This window comes from Pseudomonas sp. NY15374 (genome assembly GCF_048068255.1).
GTDB classification, from domain to species: domain Bacteria; phylum Pseudomonadota; class Gammaproteobacteria; order Pseudomonadales; family Pseudomonadaceae; genus Aquipseudomonas; species Aquipseudomonas machongensis.
This window is the reverse complement of record NZ_JBLUPZ010000003.1, coordinates 587,881-601,764: the sequence shown is the minus strand read 5'-3', so window position 1 is coordinate 601,764 and position 13,884 is coordinate 587,881. Positions and strand designations below refer to the sequence as shown.

The following is a 13,884-nucleotide window of genomic DNA, read 5'->3' as shown; positions in this document are numbered from 1 at the left end:
TCTTGCAGGGGGTCGTCGATCAGCCGATGGCGATCATTTCGAAGTCGCTCTTGCCTACACCACAATCGGGGCACAGCCAATCTTCCGGCACGTCTTCCCAGCGGGTGCCTGGAGCGATCCCGTCGTCCGGCCAGCCCTCGGCCTCGTCGTAGATCAGGCCACAGACAATGCATTGCCACTTCTTCATCAGGGTTCCTCGGTCAGGCGTTGTGTTGCCGCTGATGGCCCTCTCACGGTTGAACCCGCCCCTGCTTAGGAGCGGGCTGCCCCGCGAAGCACTCACCGCGCAATTCATGACGGGCTTTGTACTGGCCCGGCCGGCAGTATGCAAGCAAACCCGGCAATCATGCTAAGCTCGCCGCCTCTCTGGATGTAACAAGCATACCGACGTGTCGTACGAATCCCCGCAAGCAGCCGCTGTCGCGTGGCTGGCGTATTCACAGCTGGCGAGCGACCTCGACCAGCGCACCCTCGACTGGCTGTTCGACGAAGGCTCCCTGACCCGTCGCCTGACCCGCCTCTCCCACGACCAATTCTGCGTGACGCCGCTGTTCGAAGGCTGGCAACCACTACGTGACGACGAATGCCTCGCCCTGAATCTTGCGCCAGGCGCGCAGGGCTGGGTGCGTGAAGTCTATCTGCGCGGCCATGACCAGCCTTGGGTATTCGCCCGCAGCGTCGCCAGCCGCGAAGCCTTGGAGCGCGGCGGTCTTGATCTGGAGACCCTGGGCAGCCGCTCGCTCGGCGAACTGCTGTTCTGCGACCAGGCGTTCATTCGCCACCCCATCGAGGTGTGCACGTACCCACAGCCGTGGTTGCCGACGGAGGTTGCCAGCGCCAACCTCTGGGGCCGCCGTTCGCGCTTCGAACGCGATGGCCTGGACCTGCTGGTCGCCGAGGTATTCCTGCCAGCGATGTGGCAGGCGGACAAGGAGGTATCGCCCTGATGTACCTGCAGCTGCTCAAGTCGCTCAACCGCCTGCACCCCAGAGCCTGGCACTTCGTCCAGCTCAGCCGCCTGGACCGTCCCATCGGCATCTACCTGTTGCTGTGGCCTACGCTCGCGGCCGTGTGGATCGCCGCCAAGGGTGCACCAACCCTGGCCAACGTGCTGATCTTCGGCCTCGGAGTTGCGCTGATGCGCGCGGCGGGCTGCGCGATCAATGACTTCGCCGACCGCAAGGTCGACGGCCACGTCAAGCGCACCGCCGATCGCCCCCTGGCCAGCGGCCGGATAAAGCCGCGCGAAGCGGTGATGCTGTTCGTGGTGCTGACAGGGATCAGTTTCCTGCTGGTGCTGTGCACCAACGCCAGCACCGTGTGGCTGTCGTTTGGCGGCGTTGCCCTGGCATTCTGCTACCCGTTCATGAAGCGCTACACCTACTACCCGCAGGTGGTGCTGGGCGCCGCTTATTCGTGGGGCATCCCGATGGCCTTCACCGCTGCCGGGGGTGAATTGCCAGCGGCGGCCTGGCTGCTGTACATCGCCAACCTGCTGTGGACGGTAGCCTTCGATACCTACTATGCGATGGTCGATCGCGACGACGACCTGAAGATCGGCGTGAAATCCACGGCGATCCTCTTCGGCGAGGCCGATCGGGTGATCATCCTGACCTTGCAGGTGCTGTCGCTCGGCTGCCTGTTGCTGGCCGGCAACCACTTCGAACTGGGTGGCTGGTTCCACCTGGGCCTGTTGGGCGCATTGGCATGCTTCGCCTGGGAGTTCTGGTCGACCCGCACGCTGGATCGCGATGCCTGCTTCAAGGCGTTCCTGCACAATCACTGGGCCGGCCTGCTGATCTTCATCGGCGTGGTGCTGGACTACGCGCTGCGCTGAAGGGAGCGCAGCGGTTCGCCGCTGCGACTTGCCGCGCGATTACACTGGTGAATTCACTGACGCAATCGCGGGGCAAGCCCGCTCCCACAAAGACCGAACACGCGTCAGGGTTTGGCGATATGCCAGACGTCCTTCACACCATCACCGGTCTTGTCCCCGGCTTTCTTGTCCTTGATGAAGGTGTACAGCGGCTTGCCATCATAGGCCCACTGCTTCTTGCCATCATCGCGCTCGATCACCGTCCACTTGTCCTTGGCCGCTTCATCCTCGGCCTTGACCAGCAGCGGCGGCCAGTTGGTTGCGCAATCACCGTTGCACATCGACTTGCCTCCGGCATCCTTGTCGAAGGTGTACAGGGTCATGCCGGCATGGTCGACCCACATGCCGTCCTTCTCCATCGCGTGGTGCGCCGACGCCACCCCCGGCAATGCCAGCGCAGCGAAAAGGGCCATCCAGCTCAGCGTATGTCGTGTCATTGGAATCACCATCGTGTCGGGGGGAAGAAGGAGAAACACCGCCGCAGCGGCCCTGTGAAGCCTAGCGCAGTCATGCAATGTCGCCAGAACGGCCAACGCCCTGTCACACAGCTGCAATAATTCCGTTATCTAATGCGGGCCAAGACATCATAGATGGGAGAGTTTTGAGCATGGTTGGCAGGAACATTCTGATCGTCGACGACGAAGCGCCTATTCGCGAGATGATCGCCGTTGCATTGGAAATGGCCGGCTACGACTGCCTCGAGGCAGAGAACTCCCAGCAGGCCCACGCCATCATCGTCGACCGCAAGCCGGACCTGATCCTGCTGGACTGGATGCTGCCCGGCACCTCCGGCATCGAACTGGCACGCCGTCTCAAGCGCGACGAGCTGACCGGGGACATCCCGATCATCATGCTCACCGCCAAGGGCGAAGAGGACAACAAGATCCAGGGCCTGGAAGTCGGTGCCGACGACTACATCACCAAGCCGTTCTCGCCCCGCGAGCTGGTGGCCCGCCTCAAGGCCGTGCTGCGCCGCACCGGCCCGAGCGACAGCGAGGCACCGATCGAAGTCGGCGGCCTGCTGCTCGACCCGATCAGCCACCGCGTTACCATCGACGGCAAACCCGCCGAGATGGGCCCGACCGAATACCGCCTGCTGCAGTTCTTCATGACCCACCAGGAGCGCGCCTACACCCGTGGCCAGCTGCTCGACCAGGTCTGGGGCGGCAACGTCTATGTCGAGGAGCGCACCGTCGACGTGCACATCCGTCGCCTGCGCAAGGCACTGGGTGAAGCCTACGAAAATCTGGTACAAACCGTCCGCGGCACCGGCTACCGTTTCTCGACCAAGAGCTGACGCGCCCGCACGCTTCACTGCAAGCCGCTGTACAAGGACTGTGAATTGAACCCGAACTGGCACGCGACCCTGATTCGCCACCTGCTCCTGCTGATCAGCGTCTGCCTGCTCGGCGGGCTGATCAGCGGGCAATACGGCTGGAGCCTGGCGGTTGGCCTGGCGCTCTACCTGGGCTGGACCCTGAAGCAGTTGCTGCGCCTGCACGAATGGCTGCGCAACCACCAGCCCGACGAGGCGCCGCCGGACGGCTACGGGCTGTGGGGCGAAGTATTCGACAGCATCTACCACCTGCAGCGCCGCGACCAGCGTGTCCGCGGGCGCCTGCAAGCGGTGATCGACCGAGTCCAGGAGTCCACCGCGGCCCTGCGCGATGCGGTGATCATGCTCGACAGCGATGGCAACCTGGAGTGGTGGAACCGCGCCGCCGAGACCCTGCTGGGCTTCAAGACGCCCCAGGATGGCGGACAACCGGTCACCAACCTGGTCCGTCATCCGCGCTTCAAGGAATACTTCGAAGCGGAAAACTACGTCGAACCGCTGGAAATCCCCTCACCGATCAACGACCGCCTGCGCGTGCAACTGCACATCACCCGCTACGGCAACAACGAGCACCTGATGCTGGTGCGCGATGTAACCCGCATCCACCAGCTCGAACAGATGCGCAAGGACTTCGTCGCCAACGTCTCCCACGAACTGCGCACGCCGCTGACGGTGATCGCCGGCTATCTCGAGACGCTGCTGGACAACGTCGAGGACGTGAACCCGCGCTGGGCTCGCGCGCTGCAGCAGATGAGCCAGCAAGGCTCGCGCATGCAGACCCTGCTCAACGACCTGCTGCTGCTGGCCAAGCTGGAAGCGACCGACTATCCCTCGGACAACCAGCCGGTGGCGGTGGATACTTTGCTGCAGTCGATCAAGGGTGACGCCCAGGCGCTGTCCGGGCCCAAGCGCCAGAACATCTCCCTGGAGGCCGCGCCGGGCCTGCGCCTGAAAGGCAGCGAATCGGAACTGCGCAGCGCCTTCTCCAACCTGGTGTTCAATGCAGTGAAGTACACCCAGGAGGAAGGCACCATTCGCATCCGCTGGTGGGCCGACGAGCAGGGGGCACACCTGAGCGTGCAGGACTCCGGGGTGGGCATCGACGCCAAGCACCTGCCGCGCCTGACCGAACGCTTCTACCGCGTCGACTCCAGCCGTGCCTCAAACACAGGCGGCACCGGGCTGGGCCTGGCGATCGTCAAGCATGTGCTGATGCGCCATCGCGGCAAGCTGGAAATCAGTAGCGTGCCGGGTCATGGCAGCACGTTCACCTGTCATTTTGCGCCGGCACAATTGGCGGCAAATCGCAGCTGAGAATCGGCGAGCAAAAACCATCCCCTTTGCTTTTGCAGCTTCAGCCGCTACATTGGATCCCCTGTGCCAGCGAGAGCTGGCACTTTTTTTCTCTCTCTTTCAAAGACGGACCCCGTAAAAACTCCATCATGGACCCTTCCCCTGGTATCAGCCTCGCTTCTCTATTCGCCGATTTCGGCATGATTCTCTTTGCCCTGTTCCTGGTAGTGCTCAATGGCTTCTTCGTTGCCGCCGAGTTCGCCATGGTCAAGCTGCGCTCAACCCGCGTCGAATCCATCGCCGAGCTGCACGGCTGGCGCGGCAGCATCCTGCGCAAGGTACACAACCAGCTCGACGCCTACCTGTCGGCCTGCCAATTGGGCATCACCCTGGCCTCGCTGGGCCTGGGCTGGGTCGGAGAGCCGGCCTTCGCCCACCTGCTCGAACCGCTGCTGGCCTATCTGGGCGTCGACAGCCCGGAACTGATCAAGGCCGTGTCGTTCTTCGTCGCCTTCTTCGTGATCTCGTACCTGCACATCGTGGTCGGCGAACTGGCGCCCAAATCCTGGGCGATCCGCAAGCCCGAGCTGCTGTCGCTGTGGACGGCAGTGCCGCTGTACCTGTTCTACTGGCTGATGTACCCGGCGATCTACCTGCTCAACGCCAGCGCCAACACCATCCTGCGCATCGCCGGCCAGGGCGAGCCCGGGCCGCACCATGAGCACCACTACAGCCGTGAAGAGCTCAAGCTGATCCTGCACTCCAGCCGCGGCCAGGACCCGAGCGACCAGGGCATGCGCGTGCTGGCCTCGGCGGTAGAAATGGGTGAGCTGGAGGTGGTCGACTGGGCCAACTCCCGTGAAGACATGGTGGTGCTCGATGCCAAGGCGCCGCTGAAGAACATCCTGGCGATGTTCCGTCGCCACAAGTTCAGCCGCTACCCGGTGTACGACGCCGAGCGCGAAGAGTTCACCGGCCTGCTGCACATCAAGGACCTGCTGTTGGAGCTGGCCGAGCTGGACCACCTTCCTGAAAGCATCGACCTGGAAGACCTGGCGCGGCCGTTGGAACGCGTATCGCGACACATGCCGCTGTCGCAGCTGCTCGAGCAGTTCCGCAAGGGCGGTGCGCATTTCGTGCTGGTCGAGGAAGCCGATGGCAAGGTGATCGGCTACCTGACCATGGAAGACGTGCTGGAAGTGCTGGTCGGCGATATCCAGGACGAACACCGCAAAGCCGAACGCGGCATCCTTGCCTACCAGCCGGGCAAGCTGCTGGTGCGGGGCGACACGCCGCTGTTCAAGGTCGAACGCCTGCTGGGCGTCGACCTTGACCACATCGAGGCCGAGACCCTCGCAGGCCTGGTCTACGAGTCGCTCAAGCGCGTGCCCGAGGAAGAAGAAGTGCTGGAAGTCGAAGGCCTGCGCATCATCATCAAGAAGATGAAAGGGCCGAAGATCGTCCTGGCCAAGGTGCTGAAGCTCGACTGATGACGCTGTTCATGGATTCCCTGCCGTGAAGTCCGGTAGTCCGCCAATCGGACGGTCGAAACGGTAGGGAATCGACTCCAGCGCCAGCCCCACGTTGCGCTGCACCACGAAATGCAGGTGTGGCCCGCTGCTGTTGCCGGTGTTGCCAGACTTGCCCAGCATCTCACCCTGCCCCACCCGCTGACCCTCGCTCACCACCACGGAACCCCGCATCAAGTGCAGGTACACCCCCATGGTGCCGTCTGCGTGCAGGATCCGCACGAAGTTGCCCGAAGGGTTGTTGCCACGTCCGCTCTGGCGGTTCTCCACCTTGATCACCACGCCGCCCCGAGCGGCAATGATCGGCGTGCCCTCTGGCATGGCGATGTCCATGGCATAGCGGCCCTTCGCGCCAAAATGGCTGAAGCGGCCGTTGGGCCCTTGGCTCAGCCGGAACGGACCGCCGCGCCACGGAAAGGGATAGCGGTAGGCTTGCGGGCGCTGCGCGGGGTCGCCGAGGGCGTGACGCAGCTTGGCGCGGTATTTCAGTTGGCCGCCGGAACGCGCCAGCAACACGCTCAGCACCTGTGTGGAGCGCGGCGCCAGCACCCGTCGCACGATACGCGGCGCGTTACCGTCGCGGGCGTTGCCAAGGCCTTCCAGACGCAGTTCGACTTCCACTGGGGCGAACAGATCATTGCGCGCCAGGAAACGCACGCCCCCGGCAAAGGTTTCGGGCTGCAGACGGACCTGATCGTCGAGACGCTCGACCATCGGCTCGCGCAAGGCCATTGCCCGTGCACCGGGGCTGGGCTGGTAGGAATAGGACGCCACGCCGAAGGTGTCGGTGGTGCTGTAGAGGGTCATGGCCATGCCCGGTGCCGAAGCCAAGAGCAGGGACAGCAACAGGCAGGCGCGCATGATAGTGGCTTTTTGACAGTTGTTATGTCTTGAGCCTAGCAGCGAGTTATCCCGGGGGTATGACAGTTGGTCGGGTGACTGCTTCGAATCTGACGCGGTAAGAGCGGCCTTTTGCCGCTCTCACCGGAGGGTGGAACAGCGGATCAACCGCCCGGCGTGAAGTGCTTCTGCGCAGTACCGCGGGCGATCAATCGCGACAGGTAATCGAGCTTCTGTGCATCCTGATCGACGAACTTGAACGTCAGTTGCAGCCAGTCGCTCTCAGGCTTGGGCTCGAGCGCGGCGATGGCATGCAGGTAACCGTTCAACCGTGCGACCTCGGCGTTCTCACCCTGCTCCAGATCGAGCACCGCACCTTCGAGCACCTGCGGCAGAGCAGCACTGCGGCGCACCACCAACAGCGCTTCCTTGAGGCTGAGGGCCTTGATCACGCAGGGCTGAGTACCGCTGGAAAGGCGCAGCTGCCCCTGACCTCGCCCGGACTGGGCTGCGGCGGCAGCGCTCTGCGGTGGCGGTGCGCTGATCAGCGGTTTGCTAGCGGCAGCCGCCGCAGGCGTTGGCGCGACCCTCACGGCTTCGGGCTTACCGCCGGTCAGGGCACTCAGCGAATCGTTGGCAAAGGCCGAATTGACTCGCGCCGGCGCTCCCGCCACCAGGGCCTCGAGCTTGCCGATCTTGGCCAGGGATTTCTTCACCTTGGTCAGCAACTGTTCGTTGGTGAACGGCTTGCCAACGAAGTCGGAGACGCCAGCCTGAATGGCCTGAATCACGTTTTCCTTGTCACCACGGCTGGTCACCATGATGAACTGCAGGGCTTTCATTTCTTCCTGCTGGCGACACCAGGTCAGCAGTTCGAGGCCGGACATCTCCGGCATCTCCCAGTCGCACAGGACCAGGTCGAAACGTTCCTTGCTCAGCATGGCCATGGCCTTGCGGCCATTGACCGCGTCTTCGATGACCATGCCCGGGAAGGCATTTCGCAGGCACTTCCTCACCAGGTCGCGGATGAACGGCGCATCGTCCACGACCAGCACATTGACTTTACTCATCGATACTCCTCTTGAATCCCGACTAGCATACCGCCGACTGATGGCAATTTGCCAAACCACTGGTCACGCCGGGACGTTTCAAGACTGTTCGCGGGTGCCTGCTGTATCTGCCACAAACGAAAACGCCCGGACGAGGCCGGGCGTTGATGCTCGGGAGCAATATTACTTATCGTCCGATTCGCCCGGAACATTAGCCTTTTCGGCAGCGCCGGAACTGTCGCCCTCGACCTCGGCCTTCATGCGCTTGAGGCCCATGTGGCGTACATCGGTGCCACGCACCAGGTAGATCACCAGCTCCGAGATATTGCGGGCGTGGTCGCCGATACGCTCCAGCGAGCGCAGGGCCCAGATGACGCTCAATACCCGCGAGATCGAACGGGGGTCTTCCATCATGTAGGTGACCAGCTCGCGCAGCGCGGTCTTGTATTCGCGGTCGATGGTCTTGTCGTACTGGGCCACCGACAGTGCCAGCTCGGCGTCGAAACGGGCGAAGGCGTCCAGTGCATCGCGGACCATGTTGCGCACCTGGTCGCCGATGTGACGCACTTCGACGTAGCCACGGGGCGACTCGCCTTCCTCGCACAGTTGGATGGCGCGACGGGCGATCTTGGTCGACTCGTCACCGATGCGCTCCAGGTCGATTACCGACTTGGAGATGCTGATGATCAGACGCAGGTCGGACGCCGCAGGCTGGCGACGGGCGAGGATGCGTACGCATTCCTCGTCGATGTTGCGCTCCATCTGGTTGATCTGTTCATCGACCTCACGCACCTGCTGGGCCAGGCCCGAATCGGCTTCGATCAGCGCAGTCACGGCATCGTTGACCTGCTTCTCGACCAGGCCCCCCATCGCCAGCAGGTGGCTGCGCACTTCCTCGAGCTCGGCGTTGAACTGCTGGGAGATGTGATGGGTAAGGCTTTCTTTGTTGATCATCGTTCTCTAGTCCCTGAATCCTGTAGGAGCGGGCTTGTCGGGGCGCCGAATCGCCGCGCTGCTAGCCGTAACGCCCGGTAATGTAGTCTTCGGTCTGCTTCTTCGCCGGATTGGTGAAGAGCGTGTCGGTATCACCGAATTCGATCAGCTTGCCCATGTACATGAAGGCGGTGTAGTCGGAGACGCGCGCCGCCTGCTGCATGTTGTGGGTCACGATGACGATGGTGTACTTGGACTTCAGCTCGTAGATCAGCTCTTCGACCTTCAGCGTGGAAATCGGGTCCAGTGCCGAGCAAGGCTCGTCGAGCAACAGGACCTCAGGCTCCACGGCGATGGTACGGGCGATCACCAGACGCTGCTGCTGACCACCGGACAGTCCCAGCGCCGAGTCGTGCAGGCGGTCCTTGACCTCATCCCACAGCGCTGCGCCCTTGAGCGCCCACTCGACCGCTTCGTCGAGCACGCGCTTCTTGTTGATACCCTGGATACGCAGGCCGTAGACCACGTTCTCGTAGATGGTCTTGGGGAACGGGTTGGGCTTCTGGAACACCATGCCCACCCGGCGACGCAACTCGGCCACATCTTCGCCCTTGCGGTAGATGTTGTTGCCGTACAGGTTGATGGCGCCTTCCACGCGGCAACCATCGACCAGGTCGTTCATGCGGTTGAAGGTGCGCAGCAGCGTGGACTTGCCGCAGCCGGACGGGCCAATGAAGGCGGTCACGCGCTGTTTGGGGATGTTCATCTGTACATCGAACAGCGCCTGCTTGTCGCCGTAGAACAGCGACAGGCCCGGGACTTCGATGGCCACGGTCTCTTCGGCCAGGCGCAGGCTCTGCTTGTCGCGGCCCAGGGCCGACATGTCGATGCCGTGGGAGTGGGATTCTTGCTGCATGGTCAACTCCATACGCTATCAATTCGTTTCAAAGGGCCGCCCATACCGTGGGCGGCTCACTTGCAATCAGGATCAGCTGTCGAGCGCCTTGTACTTCTCGCGCAGGTGGTTACGGATCCACACCGCCGAGAGGTTGAGGGTCGCGATCACCAGTACCAGCAGCAGCGCCGTGGCGTAGACCAGCGGACGCGCGGCCTCGACGTTGGGGCTCTGGAAGCCGACGTCGTAGATGTGGAAGCCCAGGTGCATGATCTTCTGGTCGAGGTGCAGGTAAGGGTAGTTGCCGTCCACCGGCAGCGATGGCGCCAGTTTCACTACACCCACCAGCATCAGCGGCGCCACCTCGCCTGCGGCGCGCGCCACGGCGAGAATCATGCCGGTCATCATCGCCGGGCTGGCCATCGGCAGTACGATTTTCCACAGCGTCTCGGCCTTGGTCGCACCCAGGGCCAACGAGCCCTCGCGCACGGTACGCGGAATCCGCGCCAGGCCTTCTTCAGTGGCGACGATCACCACAGGAACCGCCAGCAGCGCCAGGGTCAGCGAGGCCCACAACAAGCCTGGCGTGCCCAGCGTAGGTGCCGGTAGCGATTCGGGGAAGAACAGCCGGTCGATCGAGCCACCCAGCACGTACACGAAGAAGCCCAGGCCGAATACGCCATAGACGATCGCCGGCACGCCGGCCAGGTTGTTCACCGCGATGCGGATCAGCCGCGTAACCGGGCCTTGCCTGGCGTATTCGCGCAGGTAGACCGCCGCCAGCACGCCAAAGGGGGTGACGATCACGGCCATGATCAGGGTCATCATCACCGTGCCGAAGATGGCCGGGAAGATGCCGCCTTCGGTGTTGGCTTCACGCGGGTCGTCGCTGAGGAACTCCCAGACCTTGCTGAAGTAGGCGCCCATCTTGGTCATCGCCGACATGCCGTTCGGCTGGATGGCATGCACCACCTTGCTCAGGTTGATCTCCACCTGGCGGCCGTTGGCGTCGCGGGCCACCAGGCTGTCGCGGGCGAAGGCCTGGTGCAGGCCGGTCAGACGCTCCTCGATGGTCTTGTAGCGGCTGTTCAGCTCTGCGCGTTCAGACTCGATATCGGCCTGGGCGGCCGCATCCAGCTTGCCCTGCAGTTCCAGCTTGCGGCTGTGCAGGCGCAGGCGTTCGAGGCCGTGGTTGATGGAGCCGATGTCTTTCTTCTCGAGCGACACCAGTTGGTCGTTCAGGTCGCTGGCGCGCTTGAGGCGGCTCTGCAGTTCGTTCCAGGCGCTCGGGCCTTCGGCGACCACACGACCTTCTTCCTTGACGCTGACCAGGTAACCATAGAAGTTGCCCCACTCGCGGCGCTCCAGGGCAATCAGGTCGGCAGGCTTGCTCTGGTCCACCAGCCATTCGCCGACCAGCCAGGTGAAATCGCTGCCGTTGAGGTCGCGGTTTCCAACCTTGACCAGCTCGCGGGTCATGAACTCCGGCCCCTGGTCAGGTACCGGCAGGCCAGCGCTCTTGAGGCGCTCGCGCGGGACTTCTTCCTTCTGCACCACTTCGCCGACGATCACATGATCGGCCTGGCCGGGCACCTTGTAGGTGGCCTGGACCAGGTCGGCCGGCCAGAAGTGGCCCAGGCCGCGCACAGCGATCACGGCGAGCAGGCCGACGGTCATGATCACCGCCATGGCGACCGCGCCACCGCTGATCCACACGCCCGGCGCACCGCTCTTGAACCAGCCTTTGAGGGAATCCTTTTTCACGGATCTCTACCTTTCTATCAAAGCGACGAGTATTTCTTGCGCAGACGCTGGCGAATCAGCTCGGCCAAGGTGTTCATGATGAAGGTGAACATCAGCAGCACGAGGGCGGCGAGGAACAGCACACGATAGTGGCTGCCGCCGACTTCCGACTCGGGCATTTCCACGGCCACGTTGGCGGCCAGGGTGCGCATGCCCTCGAACAGGTTCAGTTCCATCACCGGGGTGTTGCCGGTGGCCATGAGCACGATCATGGTCTCGCCCACCGCCCGGCCCATGCCGATCATCAGCGCCGAGAAGATGCCCGGGCTTGCGGTGAGGATGACCACGCGGGTCAGGGTCTGCCAAGGCGTCGCGCCCAGCGCCAGCGAGCCGAGGGTGAGGCTGCGCGGCACACTGAACACGGCGTCTTCGGCGATCGAGTAGATATTCGGAATCACTGCGAAGCCCATGGCGATACCGACCACCAGGGCGTTGCGCTGGTCGTAGGTAATGCCCATGTCGTGGCTGATCCACAGGCGCATGTCGCCGCCGAAGAACCAGCTCTCCAGGAACGGGCTCATGGACAGCGCGAACCAGCCGATCGCCAGGATCACCGGGATCAGGATCGCCGCCTCCCAGCCATCCGGGACGCGCTGGCGGATCGACTCTGGCAAGCGGCTCCAGGAGAAGCCCGCCACCAGGATGCCGATCGGCAAGATCAGCAACAGGCTGAACACGCCCGGCAGGTGGCCTTCGAGATACGGCGCCAGGAACAGGCCGGCGAAGAAGCCGAGGATCACCGTCGGCATCGCTTCCATCAGCTCGATCACCGGCTTGACCTTGCGGCGCATGCCCGGAGCCATGAAGTAGGCGGTGTAGATGGCCGCGGCAATGGCCAGGGGTGCCGCCAGGATCATCGCGTAGAACGCGGCCTTGAGCGTACCGAAGGTCAGCGGCGACAGGCTCAGCTTGGGTTCGAAATCGGTGTTGGAGGCGGTCGACTGCCAGACGTACTTCGGCTCGTCGTAGTTCTCGTACCAGACCTTGCCCCACAGCGCGCTGAAGGACACTTCAGGGTGCGGGTTGCGCAGACTCAGTGGCAGCAGCTTGCCGCCTTCTTCGATCATGATGCGGTTGGCGCGTGGCGACAGCGCCAGCACACCGGCGCCATCGGCGACCGGCTCGACCAGCAGGGTACGGTGCGCGGTGCTGTGGAACACACCGAGCTTGCCGTCGTTGTCCAGGGCGATGAAGCCCTTGCGACGCTCCTCGGCGTCGATCTGGGCGATCGGTGCCTTGCCCAACTGGAAGCTGCGGATCAGCTTGAAGCGCGACTCGCCATCCGGGTCGCGGGCCATGAACCACTGGCTCAGGCCACCCTTGGAGTCGCCGAAGATCAGCGAGATACCACCGACCAACTGGCCACTGGCGGTGATTTCGGCGTTGCCATCTTCGAGCAGCTTGTAGCGACCGTTGAGGCTCTTGTCCCGCAGGCTGAAGACATCGGCGGTGGCGCGACCGTTGACCACGTACAACCACTGCTGGCGCGGGTCGATGAAGATGTTCTTCACCGTCTGGGTCATCTGCGGCAGCGCGATGCGGTTCTGTTCGGTGGTGGTCTCGCCGGTCATCATGTTTTCGGTGCGCGACAGCTCGATCACCTGCAGTTGCGCGCCGGTGGAGCCGGCCAGCAGCAGGGTGTCGCCATTGAGGTTGACGCTCACGTGCTCCAGCGCACGACCCTGTTCGTCGAGGGCGAAAGGATCCTGACCATAGGGGTAGTCGATACCCGCATTGATGGTCTTCTTGTTGTCCGGATAGGTGATCTTGTAGGTGTGGTGGAACACCAGCGCCTGGCCATTGGACAACCCCAGTACCACCAGCGGACTGCCCGGCTGGTCGGTACCGATCGAACTGACCGTGGTGCCCGCCGGCAGAGGCAGGTCGACGCGCTTGATCTCGGCACCGGTCTTGGTATCGAAGAACAGCGCCTGGCCCTTGTCGGAAACACGCATGCCCACGAGGTTCTGCTCCTCGAGGGCGATCATCAGCGGCTTGCCGGCATCCTGCTGCAACCAGGTCGGTTCAAGGGCTTTCTTGCTGGTCAGCTCCGCGCCCTGGAACAGCGGCAGCACCACGTAGGCCAGATAGAAGAAGATCAAGGTAATGGCTGCCAATACGGCAAGCCCGCCCACCAGGACATACCAGCGGGTCAGGCGGTCCTTCAACGCGCGCATGCGGCGCTTGCGTTGCAGCTCGGGCGTATTGAAATCAATGCGCACGGGAGGGGAATTTGGGGTCATTGTGGAATTGGCCAGATCATTCATGCGCACACCCTAGCGGTCCCGTATGACAGAAACATGACAGTGTAGTGACGCAAAAAAGCCCGC

The 13,884-nt window shown here is 63.2% G+C and carries 13 protein-coding genes; 5 read left to right on the top strand and 8 right to left on the bottom strand.

What is annotated here, in order from left to right:
* Positions 1–19: 19 nt before the first annotated feature.
* Positions 20–187 (bottom strand): rubredoxin, encoded by a 168-nt coding sequence (locus ACNFHO_RS10725; RefSeq protein ID WP_011536423.1) that lies wholly within the window; start codon positions 185–187, stop codon positions 20–22.
* A 202-nt stretch (positions 188–389) separates the two neighbouring features.
* Here ACNFHO_RS10725 and ACNFHO_RS10720 point away from each other — a divergent pair, with 202 nt between their 5' ends.
* Positions 390–947, top strand: a complete 558-nt coding sequence (locus ACNFHO_RS10720) for a chorismate--pyruvate lyase family protein (protein ID WP_416766215.1) — start codon at positions 390–392, stop codon at positions 945–947.
* On the top strand, positions 947–1,837 hold the full coding sequence (gene ubiA, locus ACNFHO_RS10715) for a 4-hydroxybenzoate octaprenyltransferase (RefSeq protein ID WP_416766214.1): 891 nt from the start codon (positions 947–949) through the stop codon (positions 1,835–1,837). Before ACNFHO_RS10720 ends, ubiA begins: the two co-directional genes overlap by 1 nt.
* Positions 1,838–1,941: 104 nt before the next feature.
* On the opposite strand, the gene ACNFHO_RS10710 is transcribed toward ubiA, so the two are convergent.
* Positions 1,942–2,313 (bottom strand): hypothetical protein, encoded by a 372-nt coding sequence (locus tag ACNFHO_RS10710; protein WP_063541824.1) that lies wholly within the window; start codon positions 2,311–2,313, stop codon positions 1,942–1,944.
* A gap of 170 nt (positions 2,314–2,483) precedes the next feature.
* Between ACNFHO_RS10710 and phoB the strand changes: the two genes are divergently transcribed.
* The 3 genes from phoB to ACNFHO_RS10695 all read left to right on the top strand — a co-directional run bounded on the left by phoB (position 2,484) and on the right by ACNFHO_RS10695 (position 5,995).
* The gene (gene phoB, locus ACNFHO_RS10705; protein ID WP_003253341.1) at positions 2,484–3,173 is read left to right on the top strand and encodes a phosphate regulon transcriptional regulator PhoB; all 690 of its coding nucleotides are present in this window, start codon (positions 2,484–2,486) and stop codon (positions 3,171–3,173) included.
* Between the two features lie 45 nt (positions 3,174–3,218).
* On the top strand, positions 3,219–4,526 hold the full coding sequence (gene phoR / locus ACNFHO_RS10700) for a phosphate regulon sensor histidine kinase PhoR (protein WP_054894887.1): 1,308 nt from the start codon (positions 3,219–3,221) through the stop codon (positions 4,524–4,526).
* A 128-nt stretch (positions 4,527–4,654) separates the two neighbouring features.
* Positions 4,655–5,995 (top strand): hemolysin family protein, encoded by a 1,341-nt coding sequence (locus ACNFHO_RS10695; protein ID WP_054894888.1) that lies wholly within the window; start codon positions 4,655–4,657, stop codon positions 5,993–5,995.
* Between the two features lie 9 nt (positions 5,996–6,004).
* Here the strand turns inward: ACNFHO_RS10695 and ACNFHO_RS10690 are convergent, their stop codons facing one another.
* From ACNFHO_RS10690 to ACNFHO_RS10665, 6 genes are all read right to left on the bottom strand, one after another.
* A complete protein-coding gene (locus ACNFHO_RS10690; protein WP_063541826.1) occupies positions 6,005–6,895 on the bottom strand; it encodes a M23 family metallopeptidase in 891 nt (296 codons plus the stop codon).
* A 143-nt stretch (positions 6,896–7,038) separates the two neighbouring features.
* A complete protein-coding gene (locus tag ACNFHO_RS10685; RefSeq protein WP_416766212.1) occupies positions 7,039–7,944 on the bottom strand; it encodes a response regulator in 906 nt (301 codons plus the stop codon).
* Between the two features lie 162 nt (positions 7,945–8,106).
* Positions 8,107–8,877 carry a phosphate signaling complex protein PhoU gene (phoU, locus tag ACNFHO_RS10680; RefSeq protein ID WP_151925841.1) on the bottom strand — a complete coding sequence of 257 codons (771 nt, stop codon included), beginning with the start codon at positions 8,875–8,877 and terminating at the stop codon, positions 8,107–8,109.
* A 61-nt stretch (positions 8,878–8,938) separates the two neighbouring features.
* The gene (pstB, locus tag ACNFHO_RS10675; protein WP_054892955.1) at positions 8,939–9,772 is read right to left on the bottom strand and encodes a phosphate ABC transporter ATP-binding protein PstB; all 834 of its coding nucleotides are present in this window, start codon (positions 9,770–9,772) and stop codon (positions 8,939–8,941) included.
* Positions 9,773–9,844: 72 nt separating this feature from the next.
* Positions 9,845–11,515, bottom strand: a complete 1,671-nt coding sequence (pstA, locus tag ACNFHO_RS10670) for a phosphate ABC transporter permease PstA (protein ID WP_054892956.1) — start codon at positions 11,513–11,515, stop codon at positions 9,845–9,847.
* 17 nt (positions 11,516–11,532) lie between these two features.
* A complete protein-coding gene (locus tag ACNFHO_RS10665; protein ID WP_414154519.1) occupies positions 11,533–13,821 on the bottom strand; it encodes an ABC transporter permease subunit in 2,289 nt (762 codons plus the stop codon).
* Between the last annotated feature and the right edge of the window lie 63 nt (positions 13,822–13,884).